Origin of the sequence: Modestobacter versicolor (genome assembly GCF_041028285.1) — a bacterium.
Lineage (GTDB): Bacteria > Actinomycetota > Actinomycetes > Mycobacteriales > Geodermatophilaceae > Modestobacter > Modestobacter versicolor_A.
On record NZ_JABGDB010000003.1, the window covers coordinates 340,251 to 354,225 of the forward strand.

Annotated in this window: 10 protein-coding genes; 6 read left to right on the top strand and 4 right to left on the bottom strand. The window is 75.1% G+C overall.

Features of this window, described 5'->3' with window-relative positions:
• Positions 1–3: 3 nt before the first annotated feature.
• Together HL054_RS12955 and HL054_RS12960 are read right to left on the bottom strand one after the other, a co-directional pair.
• Positions 4–1,689 carry an FAD-dependent oxidoreductase gene (locus tag HL054_RS12955; RefSeq protein WP_369139423.1) on the bottom strand — a complete coding sequence of 562 codons (1,686 nt, stop codon included), beginning with the start codon at positions 1,687–1,689 and terminating at the stop codon, positions 4–6.
• The gene (locus HL054_RS12960) at positions 1,686–2,618 is read right to left on the bottom strand and encodes a hypothetical protein (protein ID WP_369139424.1); all 933 of its coding nucleotides are present in this window, start codon (positions 2,616–2,618) and stop codon (positions 1,686–1,688) included. The genes HL054_RS12955 and HL054_RS12960 overlap by 4 nt, the downstream gene beginning before the upstream one ends.
• 183 nt (positions 2,619–2,801) lie before the next feature.
• Here HL054_RS12960 and HL054_RS12965 point away from each other — a divergent pair, with 183 nt between their 5' ends.
• On the top strand, positions 2,802–5,429 hold the full coding sequence (locus HL054_RS12965; RefSeq protein WP_369139425.1) for an ATP-binding protein: 2,628 nt from the start codon (positions 2,802–2,804) through the stop codon (positions 5,427–5,429).
• A 76-nt stretch (positions 5,430–5,505) separates the two neighbouring features.
• Positions 5,506–6,255: an enoyl-CoA hydratase/isomerase family protein gene (locus tag HL054_RS12970; RefSeq protein WP_369139426.1), complete on the top strand. Its 750-nt coding sequence runs from the start codon at positions 5,506–5,508 to the stop codon at positions 6,253–6,255.
• A gap of 163 nt (positions 6,256–6,418) precedes the next feature.
• Here HL054_RS12970 and HL054_RS12975 read toward each other — a convergent pair whose 3' ends face one another.
• Positions 6,419–7,468: a YihY/virulence factor BrkB family protein gene (locus HL054_RS12975; protein ID WP_369139427.1), complete on the bottom strand. Its 1,050-nt coding sequence runs from the start codon at positions 7,466–7,468 to the stop codon at positions 6,419–6,421.
• A gap of 280 nt (positions 7,469–7,748) precedes the next feature.
• Between HL054_RS12975 and HL054_RS12980 the strand changes: the two genes are divergently transcribed.
• Positions 7,749–7,937, top strand: a complete 189-nt coding sequence (locus tag HL054_RS12980) for a hypothetical protein (protein WP_369139428.1) — start codon at positions 7,749–7,751, stop codon at positions 7,935–7,937.
• On the opposite strand, the gene HL054_RS12985 is transcribed toward HL054_RS12980, so the two are convergent.
• Positions 7,934–9,727, bottom strand: coding sequence for an acyl-CoA dehydrogenase (locus HL054_RS12985; protein WP_369139429.1), 1,794 nt, complete (start codon positions 9,725–9,727; stop codon positions 7,934–7,936). The genes HL054_RS12980 and HL054_RS12985 overlap by 4 nt on opposite strands.
• 152 nt (positions 9,728–9,879) lie before the next feature.
• Between HL054_RS12985 and HL054_RS12990 the strand changes: the two genes are divergently transcribed.
• From HL054_RS12990 to HL054_RS13000, 3 genes are all read left to right on the top strand, one after another.
• Positions 9,880–10,350, top strand: a complete 471-nt coding sequence (locus HL054_RS12990; RefSeq protein ID WP_369139430.1) for a hypothetical protein — start codon at positions 9,880–9,882, stop codon at positions 10,348–10,350.
• Positions 10,351–10,423: 73 nt separating this feature from the next.
• A complete protein-coding gene (locus HL054_RS12995; RefSeq protein WP_369139431.1) occupies positions 10,424–11,599 on the top strand; it encodes a zinc-dependent alcohol dehydrogenase in 1,176 nt (391 codons plus the stop codon).
• Positions 11,600–12,367: 768 nt separating this feature from the next.
• Positions 12,368–13,864: a hypothetical protein gene (locus HL054_RS13000; protein ID WP_369139432.1), complete on the top strand. Its 1,497-nt coding sequence runs from the start codon at positions 12,368–12,370 to the stop codon at positions 13,862–13,864.
• Positions 13,865–13,975: the final 111 nt, after the last annotated feature.

A 13,975-nucleotide genomic window follows, 5' to 3' on the forward strand; every position in this document is an offset into this window, starting at 1 on the left:
CGGTCAGGCCGGGGCGGTCGCCAGCCCGGCCAGGTGGGCGTGCACGAGGGTGACCGCGAGGGCTCCCTCGCCCACCGCGGAGGCGACCCGCTTGACCGACCCGGACCGCACGTCGCCGGCGGCGAACACCCCCGGCAGGCTGGTCTCCAGCAGCCCCGGTGGTCGGTCCAGCGGCCACCCCCCGGGGTCGCCGGCGACGGCGTCCGGGCCGGTGCGCAGGAAGCCCCACCGGTCACGGGCCAGCGTGCCGGCCAGCCACTCGGTCCTCGGCTCGCTGCCGATGAGCAGGAAGAGCACGCCGGTCTCGGTCGTCTCCGCCCCGGTGTCCAGGTCGCGGAGCACGAAGGACTCGAGGAACTCGGTGCCGCTGCCACCGACCACCTGCACCCGGTGCCGGACGTCGACGTTCGGCAGGGCCGCCAGCTCCCGGACCAGGTAGTCCGACATCGTCTCGGCCAGCGACGCGCGCCGGACCAGCACGGTCACCTGCTCGGCGTAGCGGGACAGGTGCACCGCCGCCTGCCCGGCGGAGTTCCCGCCACCGACGACGAACGCGTGCCGGCCGCGCATGGCCGGGGCCTCGCTGACCGCGGCGCCGTAGAACACGCCGCGGCCGGCGAGCGCCTCGAGCTCGGGGACGCCGACCCGCCGCCAGCTCGCGCCGGTGGCCACCACCACCGACCGGGCGCGCACCGTGGCGCCGTCGCTGAGGGCGAGCTGCAGCAGCCCGTCGGCGCGGGTGAGCGCGGTGGCCCGGCGCATGAAGTGGAACGTCGTGCCGAACCCCCACGCCTGCTGGTAGGCGTTGAAGGCCAGCCGGTTGCCGCTCACCCCGTTCGGGAAGCCGGCGTAGTTGCGGATCAGCGAGCTGGTGCCGGCCTGGCCGCCGACCGCCTCGGGTTCCACGACCAGCGTGGACAGCCCCTCCGAGGCCGCGTACACGGCGGCGCCCAGCCCGGCCGGCCCCGCACCCAGCACCGCGACGTCGAACTCGGCGTCGGTGGCCAGCGGGGTGAACAGCCCGAACGCGTCGGCGATCTCGAGGTCGGAGGGGTCCTGCAGCACCGGGTGCTCGGGCCGGAAGCGGAGCACCACCACCGGCAGCCGGGGCTCGGGGAGCTCGAGGGAGCCGAGCAGGGCCGCGCCGTCGGGGGAGTCGGCCTCGTAGGAGCCCAGCGGGATCCGGTTGCGGGTGAACATGTCCCGCAGCTGCTGCGCCCGCGGCGACCAGCGGTCGCCGATCAGCCGCACCGCCTCGAAGCCGCCGCCCTGCCGGGCCGACCACTCCTCCAGCAGCTCGCTGACGACGCGGTGGAACTCCTCGTCGCCGGGCTGCTCCGGGGCGCTCATCCAGCGGTCGAGCTCGCCGACGGTCTGCGCCTCGAAGATCGGCCGGGCGGTCTCCCAGGCACCCCAGCGCACCAGCGCCACGGTCAGCGACCCGGGCGCCGCGGCGTGCAGCCGGCGCAGCTCGGCGAGCCCCTCGGGGTCCGCCCCGCCGAGCCCCCCGAGCAGCAGGGCCACCGGCAGGTCGAGCCCGGCCAGCCGTCGTCCGGCGTCGTCGGGGTCGGGGCAGTCGAGCACGGCGTAGTCGCCGGCGTAGCGGCGGTCCAGCTCGCGGGTGGTGGCCCGGCGGACCGACTCGTCCCGGGTCACGACGACCACCGCGGCGCGGCGTCCGGTGGTCATCGCCGGTCACCGGTCCGGTGCGCGGTCCGGTGGTCGGCACGGTGGTCGGCACGGTGGTCGACGTCCGGCACCGGCGCCAGCCGCCAGCCGGCGGCGCCGGTCGCCACGATCGCCAGGACGGTGCCCAGCAGCACCCAGGCCGGCGCACCGGACCAGTCGACGGTGTCCGGGAAGCGGGCCAGCGAGACCAGCACCAGCAGCCCGAAGACGGCGTACGCGATGGCCGAGGTGCGCAGCCGGGCCAGGTCGCCCCCGACGGCGGCGAGCGCGGTGGCCACGCCGAAGGCGACCAGCCAGGCGGCGACCACCCGGGCGGTCAGCGGGGTGAGCGGCCACGGCCACAGCGAGGCCGCGGTGGACGGCGCGACCCACAGCGTGGCGCCGACGGCCAGCAGCAGCGCGGACTCGACGCCCAGCGCCGCCCGCAGCGGCACCGGCACCGGGTGACCCGGCGCGGGGTCCCGGCCCGGTGCCCGCTCCTGGACCACCAGGGCGCCGACCATCGCCAGCGGGACGACCACGTAGACGCCCAGCCAGAACCAGGCCGCCGCCCGGGCCAGCCAGGTCAGCGCGGCGAACTCCGCCTGCAGGTGGAACCGGTCCAGGTGCAGCACCGTCGCGGCCAGCGTGAGCAGGGTGAACGCCAGGATGGTCAGCACCGCGAGTCGGCTGTGCGCCCAGACCGGGTCGCGCAGCGAGAGGACCACGAGCACGCAGCCCGCGGCGTACCCGGCGCCGAGGAGGGCCGCGGTCAGCGGCGGCTGGATCGTCCAGGCGAAGAACCGGTCCGTCGCGGTGGCGAGCACGAACAGCGCGACGACCGCCAGCGCGGTCAGGGCGCTGAAGGCCAGCAGCAGGGCGCGCATCGCCGGTCGCAGCCGGCGGACGTCGTCGGCAGGGGGCAGGCCCGGCGCGGGGGGCGTCGGCACAGGGGCAGAAGCGGGGTCCACGGGACCTCCCGTGCGGTCTGGCCCCCGTGCACGGACGTCGAGCGCGCTCATCGAACCACCGGTCGCGGGCGGCTGTCACCGCCTTTCCCCACGGCGGCGCCGTCCCTAGACTCCGCCGCGGGGTTCTCGGGACACGGTGACCGGGGGACCGGGAGGTGGCCGGTGCCGGCAACGACGGAGGAGCCCGCGGACGGGCCGCCCGTCATCGCGACGCCGGACCGGCGGCTCCGGGTGTTCATCTCCTCGACGCTGGAGGAGCTGGCGCCCGAACGCGCCGCGGTCCGGGCGGCGGTGACCGGGCTGCGGCTCACCCCGGTCATGTTCGAGGCCGGGGCCCGGGCGCACCCGCCGCGCGACCTGTACCGCGCCTACCTCGACCAGAGCGACGTGTTCGTCGGCGTCTACGGCGACCGCTACGGCTGGGTGGCCCCCGGGATGGGCACCTCCGGGCTGGAGGACGAGTTCGAGCTGTCGGCGGGCCTGCCGCGGCTGCTGTACGTGCGCACCCCGGCGCCGGACCGCGAGCCGGAGCTCGACCGGCTGGTCCGGCGGGTGCAGGCCGAGAGCGGGTCGTCGACGACGCCGTTCCGGACGCCGGCGGAGCTGGCCGAGCGGGTCGCCGACGACCTGGCGGTGCTGCTGACCGAGCGGTTCACCCGGCCCCGGGCGGCGCCGCCGGGGCTGGCAGGCGGCTGGCTGCCCACCCCGCCGGCGCCGCTGGTCGGCCGGCGGGCGGAGCTCGCGACGCTGACCGGGCTGCTGGCCGACGAGTCGGTGCGGCTGGTGACCCTGACCGGTCCGGGCGGCACGGGCAAGACCCGGCTGGCGCTGGCGGCGGCCGCCGAGCTGGTCGCCGAGCGGGACGGCGTCTGGTTCGTCGACCTCGCCCCGGTCGGCGACCCCGCCGACGTGCCCGCGGCGGTCGCTGCGGCGGTGGGGGTGCCCGCGGAGGGCACCCGGCCGCTGCTCGACCTGGTCGCCGACCGGCTCGCCGGGCTGCGGGCGCTGCTGGTGCTGGACAACCTGGAGCAGGTGGCCGGCGTCGCCCCGGAGCTCGGCCGGCTGCTGTCCCGGTGCCCGCACACCCAGCTGCTGACCACCAGCCGCACGGTGCTGCGGCTGCGCGGTGAGCACGACGTCCCGCTCGGGCCGCTGGGCACCCCGCCGGACGGCGACTCGTCCCCGGCCACCGTGGGCGCGGCCGACGCCGTACGGCTGTTCGTCGACCGGGCGCGGGCGGCCGACCCGTCCTTCGAGCTGACCGCGGCCAACGCCGGGGCGGTCGCCGAGCTGGTGCGCCGGTTGGACGGGCTGCCGCTGGCCGTGGAGCTGGCGGCCGCGCGGGTGCGCACGCTGCCGCCGCAGGCGCTGCTCCGCCGGCTCGGCGACGCGCTGGCCGGCAGCCGGCACCCCGTGCTCGACCTCCGCGGTGGGGAGGTCGACGCCCCGGATCGGCAGCGCACGCTGCGCGCGACGATCGGCTGGAGCCACGACCTGCTCGCCCCGGCGGAGCGGACCCTGCTGGCCCGGCTGGCGGTGTGCGCGGCCGGGTTCACCCTGGACACGGCCGAGGCCGTCGGCGCGGTCGACGACGACCTCGACGTCCTCGACGGGCTGTCGGCGCTGGTCGGGCAGAGCCTGGTGGCGCCCGGCGGCGGCGACGAGGGCGGGCCGCGCTTCCGGATGCTGGAGCTGGTGCGGGCGTTCGCGCTGGAGCGGCTCCGCGAGGCCGGCGAGGAGGCGGCGACCCGGGAGCGGCTCGCCCGGCACCTCGCCGCCACCAGCGCGGCGGCGGGCGCCGGGCTCTCCGGCGTGGACCGACTGCTGTGGCAGGGCCGGCTCGACGCGGAGTCCGCGGACCTGGTCGGGTCGCTGCGCTGGGCCGTCGAGACCGACGCCGCCGAGCTGGCCGTCCGGCTCGCGGCACCGCTGGCCCGCTGGTGGTGGGCCCGCGGGCAGCTCAGCACCATGGCCGAGATCGCCGACCGGACCGCCGACCTGCCCTCGGCACGCGCCCTGCCGCCGGACGCCGCGGCGCTGCTGCTCTGGGCGCGCGGCCTCACCCGGATCGCGCAGGGGCGGGTCGCCGAGGGTGCGCCGCTCCTGACCGCGCTGGTCGACGACGCCCGGGGCCGGGACGACCACTGGCTGCTCGGGCACGGGCTGACCGGGCTGGCGATGACCCGGCCGGCCGCCGACCCGGAGCTCGCCGGGCTGCTGGAGGAGGGGGTCGCCGCGCTCCGCCGCAGCGGTGACGCCTGGTCGGTGGCCTACGCACTGGTGCCCCGGGGCGACGTCGCGCTGGTCGGCGGCGACCTGGCCACCGCGACGCGCCTGCACACCGAGGCGCTCGGGCTGGCCGGGCAGATCGGCGACGAGCACCTGACGGCGACGGTGCTCGACCAGCTGGCCTTCGACGACCTCCTCGCCGGCGAGCTCGACGCCGCCCACGCCCGGCTGACCACGGCGGCCGGGCTGCACCGCCGGCTGCACGACCAGGAGGGCACCGCCTACTGCCTGGACGGGCTGTCGGCGCTGGCGCTGGCGTCCGGCCGGCCGGTGGTCGCGGCCCGCGCCGCCGGCGCTGCGGCCGCCGCCCGGGCGGCCCTCGGGCTGGTGGTCTGGCCGCTGCTGCAGTCCCTCGGCGACCAGCTCGACGCCGCGCTCCGGGACGCGCTGGGGGAGGAGGCCGACGTCCGCGAGCGGGCCGCGGGCGCCGCCGCCGGGCCGTGGGTGACCCTGGACGCCGTGCTGGCCGACCTGGCCCACCCGGTCGCCCCTCCGCCCTGACCGGGCCGGCCGGTCCGTGGTCTGATCGCTGCGACCCGGCCGGCACCGTCGCCGGCCGACGACGCGAGGGAGCCCCATGTCCGGCAGCTCAGCCGAGGTCCTGCTCGAGGTGGCCGACGGGGTCGCCGTCGTCACCCTCAACGCGCCGCAGCGGCGCAACGCGCTGACCCCGGCGATGGCCGGCGAGCTGATCGCCACCTTCGACGAGGTCGACGCCCGGGACGACGTCGGGGCGCTCGTCGTCCGGGCGGAGGGGCGGTCGTTCTGCGCGGGCGGGGACGTGCAGACCCTCACCGACGCAGGCCGGGACCCGGCCGCACCGGAGGCCTACGCCGGCATGGGCGCGATCTACGACTCCTTCTACCGGCTCGGCCAGGTGCAGGTGCCGACCGTCGCCGCCGTCCGCGGCTCGGCGGTGGGTGCCGGGATGAACATGCTGCTCGCCGCCGACCTGCGGATCGTCGCCCGGGACGCCCGGCTGATCTGCGGGTTCCTCAAGCGCGGCATCCACCCCGGCGGCGGGCACTTCGTGCTGCTGTCCCGGCTGGTCGGGCGGGAGGCCGCCGCGGCGATGGCGCTGTTCGGCGAGGAGGTCGACGGGGAGACCGCCGTCCGGCTCGGCCTGGCCTGGGAGACGCACGACGACGCTGCGGTCGAGGGCCGGGCGATGGAGCTGGCCGCCCGGGTCGCCGCGGACCCGGCGCTGGCCCGTGCCGCGGTGGTCAACTTCCGCAAGGAGACCGGCCCGCCCGGGGTGAGCTGGGAGATCGCCACCCAGTTCGAGCGCCCGGCCCAGATGTGGTCCATGCGCCGCCCCACCCCCTGACCCCACGCACCCGAATGCGGTTTCGCGCGCCTTCCCACGCGTGGGAAGACGCGCGAAACCGTGGGGAAGGGGCGGGGGACGCGCGAAACCGTGGGGGAGGGCTGGGGGACGTGCGACGGGCCCGGCTCCTGTCGGAGCCGGGCCCGTCGTGGAGCGGGGTGCGTCAGGTCGTCTGCTGGTCCTTGGGGGTGGCCCGGGCGTCCAGCTGGATCTCCTTGTCAGCCCGCGGCACGCCGTCCTTCATCTCCTTGGTCCGCTCGATCTCGGCGTTGAGCTCGATGCCGAAGAGCAGCGCCAGGTTGATCAACCAGAACCAGATCAGGAAGATCACGACGCCGGCCAGGGCGCCGTAGGTCTTGTTGTAGCTGCCGAAGTTGCCGACGTAGAAGGCGAAGGCGGCCGAGGCGACGACCGCCACCAGGATGGCGACGACGGCACCGGGGCTGATGAAGGAGAAGCCCCGCAGCTTCACGTTCGGGGTGGAGTAGTAGAGGACGGCGATCATCGCCGCCAGCAGCACCAGGATCACCGGCCACTTGACCCAGCTCCACACCGACAGCACGGTGTCGCCCAGCCCGATCGACTGCCCGATGGCCTCCACGACCGGGCCGCTGAGCACCAGCATCGCCAGGATCAGGGCGGCGAAGAGGATGCCCACCAGCGTGATGAGCAGCTGCAGCGGCTTGAGCTTCCAGACCTTGCGGCCCTCCGGCGTCTCGTAGACGACGTTGGCTGCCCGGGTGAAGGCGCCGACGTAGCCCGACGCCGACCACACCGCCGCGGCGACACCGATGATCAGACCCAGGCTGGCCGCGCCCGAGTTGCCGGCGATCTGCTCGATCACCGGGTTGAGGGTGTCGGCGGCCTGCGCCGGCACCACGGCGGTGATCGCGTCGGTGAGCTGCTGGGGGTCGGTCAGCAGACCGACGATCGACAGCAGCGCGGTGAGGGCGGGGAAGAGGGCGAGGATGCCGTAGTAGGTCAGCGAGGCGGCCCAGTCGGTCAGCCCGTCCTCGCTGAACTCCTTGAGGGTCCGCTTGATCGTGCCGCCGGTGTTGGCCTTGCCGCCCGCGCCGGTGGGGGCGTAGTCGGCGCGCTTGCCGTTGATGTTGTCGTCGTCCGGTGCGGGGTCGCCGGTGACGTCGGGCTCCCCGTGCTTCGAGGTGCCGCTGCTCGCGCCCTCGTGGGGGGCGCGTGCACTTGCTCCGGCCATGCGGGGCCTCCGGGGGTGTGGCGCGAGGTGGTCCTCTCCCCGGTTCCCCGGCCGAGTCCGGTCCACGCCTGCCCACGGCTGCAATCCGGTCACGAACCGGTCGCGTGGGCGACCAGCCGCCGGCGTCCGGTCGCCTGCCGGGCTGGCGCGACGACCGTCACACGCTGTTCACGTAACGACTGCGTCACTGCAGGATTGACCGCGCGACCCCCCGGGAAGGAGAGGTCGCGGACGAGATCCGCCGGCTTCCTCACGGCGGACCCCGAGGACGACGTGGAGCATGCAGATGGTGATGTGGCCGACCGTGGCCCTGCTCGGTTTCCTGGTGCTGACGGCGCTGGTGATCGTGATGGGCACCTCGTCCACCGCGCGCTACGAGGCCGAGAAGCGGGCGGCGTCGACCACCCGCCCGCGGGCCACGGCCGCCGAGTCCGCCCGCGCGACGGCGACCGCCACCGCCGTCCTCTAGAACCAGTCGCTGCGCATCTCCCGGACGGTGTCGTCCAGGGAGGCCAGCAGGGCCAGCTGCGGCCCGACCTTCGGCAGCTCCCACCGCTGGAAGTACCGCGCCGCCTGCCGCTTGCCGGCGTAGAAGTCGCCCTCCCGGCCTGCTGTGGCCAGCGCCTGCTCCAGCCACAGCCAGCCGACCACGACGTGGCCGACCGCCTCCAGGTACACCGTGGCGTTGGCCAGCGCCGCCTCCGGGTCACCCGGCGCCCACACCGCGGCGGTCACCGCGCCGACCCGCTGCACCAGGTCCTCGAGCGTCGCGCCGAGGTCGGCCCACTCGGTGCCGGCGGCCTGCCGGGTGGTGGCGGTGACGGTCTCGCCGAGCAGCGCCAGGCCGGCGCCGCCCTGCTGCACCACCTTGCGGCCGAGCAGGTCCAGCGCCTGGATGCCGTGGGTGCCCTCGTGGATCGGGTTGAGCCGGTTGTCCCGGTAGAACTGCTCGACGGGGTAGTCGCGGGTGTAGCCGTAGCCGCCGTGCACCTGGATGGCCAGGTCGTCGGCGACCAGGCCCCACTGCGAGGGCCAGCTCTTCGCGATCGGGGTCAGCGTCTCCAGCAGCAGGTGCGCCCGGGCCCGCTCCTGCTCGGTCTCCGCGGTCCGCTCCTCGTCGACCAGCCGGGCGCAGTAGAGCCCCAGCGCCAGCCCGCCCTCGACGTAGGACTTCCCGGCCAGCAGCATCCGGCGCACGTCGGGGTGCTCGACGATCGGCACCGGCGCCGACGCGGGGTCCTTCCCGGCCAGCGCCCGGCCCTGGGTGCGGGTGCGGGCGTAGTCGACGGCGTGCAACCAGCCGGTGTAACCCAGCGCCGTCGCGCCCATCCCGACGCCGATCCGGGCCTCGTTCATCATGTGGAACATGTAGGTCAGGCCGCGGTGCAGCTCGCCCACCAGGAAGCCGACCGCGCCGGGCCGCCCGCCGGGGGTGTGCCCGCCCTCGCCGAAGTTGAGCAGCGTGTTCGTCGTCCCGCGGTAGCCCATCTTGTGGTTCAGGCCGGCCAGCACGACGTCGTTGCGCTCGCCGAGGGTGCCGTCCTCGGCGACCAGGAACTTGGGGACGACGAACAGCGAGATGCCCTTCACGCCGGGCGGACCGCCGGGGACCTTGGCGAGCACCAGGTGGACGATGTTCTCGGTCAGCTCGTGGTCGCCGCCGGAGATCCACATCTTGTTGCCGGTGAGGCGGTAGCTGCCGTCGTCCTGCGGGACGGCGCGGGTGGTGATGTCGGCCAGCGAGGAGCCTGCCTGCGGCTCGGACAGCGCCATCGTGCCGAACCAACGGCCCTCGGCCATCGGCGGCACGTAGGTCTGCACCTGCTCGGGCGTGCCGTGGGCGACCAGCAGGTTGGCGTTGGCCATGGTGAGGAACGGGTAGGCCGAGGTGCCGATGTTGGCCGCCTGGAACCAGGCGTGCACCGCCTGGTTCACCACCGCCGGAAGCTGCAGACCGCCCAGCTCCTCGGGCAGCATGGCCGCGTTCATCCCGGCCTCGGCGAACACCCGCAGCGCGGCGGCGACCTCGGGCACCAGCACGACCTTGCCGTCGACCACGTGCGGCTCGTGCTCGTCGGCCGTGCGGTTGTGCGGGGCGAAGTGCTCGGTGGCGATCTGCTCGGCCAGCTCCAGCACCGCGTCGAAGGTCTCCCGCGAGTGCTCGGCGTAGCGCGGCCGCTTGGTCAGCGTCTCGACGTCCAGCCACTCGTGCAGCAGGAACTCGAGGTCGCGCGGGGACAGGATCAGCGACGAGCGCACGGGGTTCCTCCGGTGGACGGCGGTGTCGGTCCCAGGCTAGGCGCGGCGGCGCCGTGCCGGTGGGGCTGACCGACCAACGCCGCCCCCGGCCCGCGCAGCGCTGCGCACCCCGGCCCGGTGTTCGGCGCGGGGCCGGCGGGTACTGCGGGCCCATGCCCCTACCGAAGATCGTCTCCCGCGCCGCCGGGCTGGCGGGCGGCGCCGGCGGCAAGGCCCTCCAGCAGCTCCAGCACCTGCGCCTGCCCGGCGCCGGTCAGTCGTCGGTGACCGACGACCCGCGCACCGCGGCCCGCCGGTGGCGCGCCGTCACGGTGCTCACCGACCCCGCGCAGCTCCGGTCGTCGACGCCCGCGCCGCTGGCCGCCTTCGGCGACCGGCTGGAGGTCCGGGTGACCCAGGCCCCCGGCGAGCGGGGCGCCGAGCTGGCCGCCCGGTTCCGCGGTCCGGTCACCGAGGACGAGATCGGCGACCTGCGGGCGGCCCTGCGCGAGGCGAAGGCGCTCGCCGAGGTCGGCGAGGTGCTCCGGGTCGACCCGCAGCCGCACGGCCACCGCCCGGCGACACCGCAGGGCGCGGCGCTGGAGGGCATGACCGAGGCGGCACCGAAGGAGGGCGTCCTGTGAGCGGACAGGGAGTGAGCATCGCAGCGAGGTCTGCGAGCGAGGAGCGGAGCGACCGCGGGAGCAGGGAGGCATCGTGAGGGCGGCGACCTGGACCGGCGTGAACGACGTGTCCGTGGAGACGGTGCCCGACCCGACGCTGCTCAACGACCACGACGCGATCATCAGGGTGCGCAAGACCACCAGCTGCGGCTCGGACCTGCACCTGCTCGGCGGCTACATCCCGTTCATGCGGGCCGGCGACGTGCTCGGTCACGAGTTCATGGGCGAGGTCGTCGAGGTGGGCAAGGGCGTGCGCGACCGCAAGGTCGGCGAGCGCGTCGTCGTCAACTCGTTCATCGCCTGCGGCCACTGCTGGTACTGCAAGCAGGAGCTGTACTCGCTGTGCGACAACGGCAACCCGAACCCGGGGATCACCGAGGGCCTGTGGGGCCAGAGCCCCGGCGGGTGCTTCGGCTACTCGCACGCGGTCGGCGGGTTCGCCGGCAGCCACGCGGAGTACATCCGGGTGCCCTACGCCGACGTCGGTGCGTTCGTGGTGCCCGAGGAGGTCAGCGACACCCGGGCGCTGTTCGCCTCCGACGCGGTCTCGACCGGCTGGATGGGGGCGGAGCTGGCCGGGACGAAGCCCGGTGACGTCGTCGCCGTCTGGGGCGCTGGTGGAGTGGGCCAGATGGCGGCCCGGGCGGCGATGCTGCTCGGTGCGGAGCGGGTGTACGTCATCGACCGGTTCCCCGAGCGGCTGGCCCAGGTGCGCGACCACGTGGGCGCCGAGGCCATCGACTACACGGCGACCGACGTGCTGGCCGAGCTGCGGGAGGTGACCGGTGGGCGGGGGCCCGACGTCTGCATCGAGGCGGTCGGCATGGAGGCGCACAGCCCAGGCGTGCCCGGGGTCTACGACCAGGTCAAGCAGCAGCTGCGGCTGCAGACCGACCGGCCGACCGCGCTGCGCGAGGCGATCATGGCCTGCCGCAAGGGTGGCAGCGTCTTCGTCCTCGGGGTCTTCGCCGCGGCCGTGGACAAGTTCCCGCTCGGCGCGATGATGAACAAGGGGCTCACCGTCCGCGGCGCCCAGGTGCACGGGCAGCGCTTCATGCCGCGGATCCTCGGCCACATGGCGCGCGGCGAGCTGACCACCGAGCACCTGGCCACCCACGTGATGCCGCTGGAGCAGGCGGCGAAGGGCTACCAGATGTTCAAGGACAAGGAGGACGGCTGCGTGCGCGCCGTCTTCGAGCCCGGTAGCTGAAGACCCCCGCTGTCGGTCATCGTCAGCTGGCCTGCCTGACGGCGGCCCGCTGCCGGTGACCGACCGGGTCGGCCGCCGTGCGGTCGATCGCGGGGCGGACGCCGTCGGGCAGGTGTTCGGCGGGAACGCTCTCCGGTCCGGTGGGCTGGTTCCCGCCGCCTCGTGCCGTCCACCAGAGGGCGGCGGCCCGACCCCGCCCCCGGCTGAGGTCGCACCGCGCCGTCGTGCACCGCCTCCACCCGGTCCGCCTGGCACGGCCTGTCCCAGCGGCGACATGGCGGCGATCGTCCCGATCCGACCGGGTGACGGACGCCTGCCCAGCTCATCGCGTCGCATTGCTGCCGGCTTCGATGCCCACCCCGTCCGACGCTCGTGGCATTGCTGAGACATGTGCGCGGTGTGTGGCAGCTTCAGCGGTAGTCGAGGCTCGCTCGGGACATCAGTTTGGCAATGATGACAAATCCCCGGCTAGGACTATGGCAGTTTCGTACCATACTCCACCCGTCTCGCTATGCCGAAGATATCTACAACGAGCGGGCCCACAGGGGGTCGAAAACGGGGAGGAAGATCAAGATGTCGGTAGGAACGGACGGCCGTGGGTCGGTCACATGGCAGATCGCCGCAGGAGCGACTGGTCTGTCGCTGGCGCTGGGCAGTTCCTTGCTCCTGCCGGGCATCGCGGCCGCTGCAGAGGACGGCAGCTGGGCCGGTCCGGTCATCACCGACGCGTTCTCGTGTGAGTCCACGGTCACAATCGACTTCGATCCGGTGACCTACGACGGTGGCGAGGCCCTCACCTACTGGGTGAAGGCAGCTGCTGCCGTCTCGGACGGTGCTGAGCCCGACGCCGACGAGCCGGTCCTGGCGCCGGCTGAGGAGCCGCCGGCCGAGGAGCCGCCGGCTGAGGAGCCGCCGGCTGAGGAGCCGCCGGCTGAGGAGCCGCCGGCTGAGGAGCCGCCGGCTGAGGAGCCGCCGGCTGAGGAGCCGCCGGCTGAGGAGCCGCCGGCTGAGGAGCCGCCGGCTGAGGAGCCCCCGGCTGAGGACCCCCCGGCTGAGGAGCCCCCGGCCGAGGAGCCCCCGGCTGAGGAGCCCCCGGCCGAGGAGCCCCCGGCCGAGGAGCCCCCGGCCGAGGAGCCCCCGGCCGAGGAGCCCCCGGCCGAGGAGCCCCCGGCCGAGGAGCCCCCGGCCGAGGAGCCCCCGGCCGAGGAGCCCCCGGCCGAGGAGCCGCCGGCCGAGGAGCCGCCGGCCGAGGAGTGGACGGAGCTGGACGTCGTCGCGTTCGGGGATGGGCTCCGCGCCCAGATCGGTCACCTGACAGCCGGCGAGGGCTACGTCATCACCATCGAGGCGCGCGCCGGGGACACCGACAGCGTCGACAGCAACGAGTACCCCGTCCTCGTCCTGGACGACGCCTGCGACACCGGCGGCGAGACCGGCGGCGACACCGGCGGTGAGACCGGTGGCGACACGGGCGGTGAGACCGGTGGCGACACGGGTGGCGACACGGGTGGCGACACGGGTGGCGAGACCGGTGGCGAGACCGGTGGCGACACGGGCGGCGAGACCGGTGGCGAGACCGGTGGCGAGACCGGTGGCGACACGGGCGGCGAGACCGGTGGCGACACGGGCGGCGAGACCGGTGGCGACACGGGCGGCGAGACCGGTGGCGAGACCGGTGGCGACACGGGCGGCGAGACCGGTGGCGACACGGGCGGCGACACGCCTCCGGTCGACGTCCCGGTGACGACCCCCCCGGTGACCACGGTCCCGGACAACGGTGGCACCCCGCAGGCCACGCCGGTCGTGCCCCAGACGGTCCCGACCACGCCGTTCCTGCTGACCACCGATCAGGGTGCGGACACCCAGCTCACCGTCGGCGAGAAGGTCCGCGTCACCGGTGAGGGCTTCAAGCCCCTGACGAGCGTCTCGGTGATCATCTACTCCGAGCCGCGGGTCCTGACCACCGTCCTCACCGACGCCAACGGCTCGTTCTCCGTCGAGGTCACCATCCCCGCGGACCTGCCGGCCGGCAACCACTCCCTCGTGGCCTCCGGTGTCGACTCCAGCGGTGCCGAGCGGTTCGTCCGCCTGGACGTGACCGTCGACCAGGTCGGCGCGGTCGTCGTCAACACCACCTCGGCCGACGGGTCGCTGGCCTACACCGGCGCTGAGCCGCTGGTCCCGGCGCTGCTCGGTGGCGGCGCTCTGCTGGGCGGTGGTCTGCTCCTGGTGGCGTCCCGTCGTCGCAAGGTCGCGCAGCTCTGACCGGCTGACCCGCACCACCTGACCCACGGCCCCGGCGGTCGCACCCACGAGGTGTACGCCGGGGCCGTGGGCGTTGGCCGCACAGGAGTCACCGCCGCCTCCGGCCCCAGT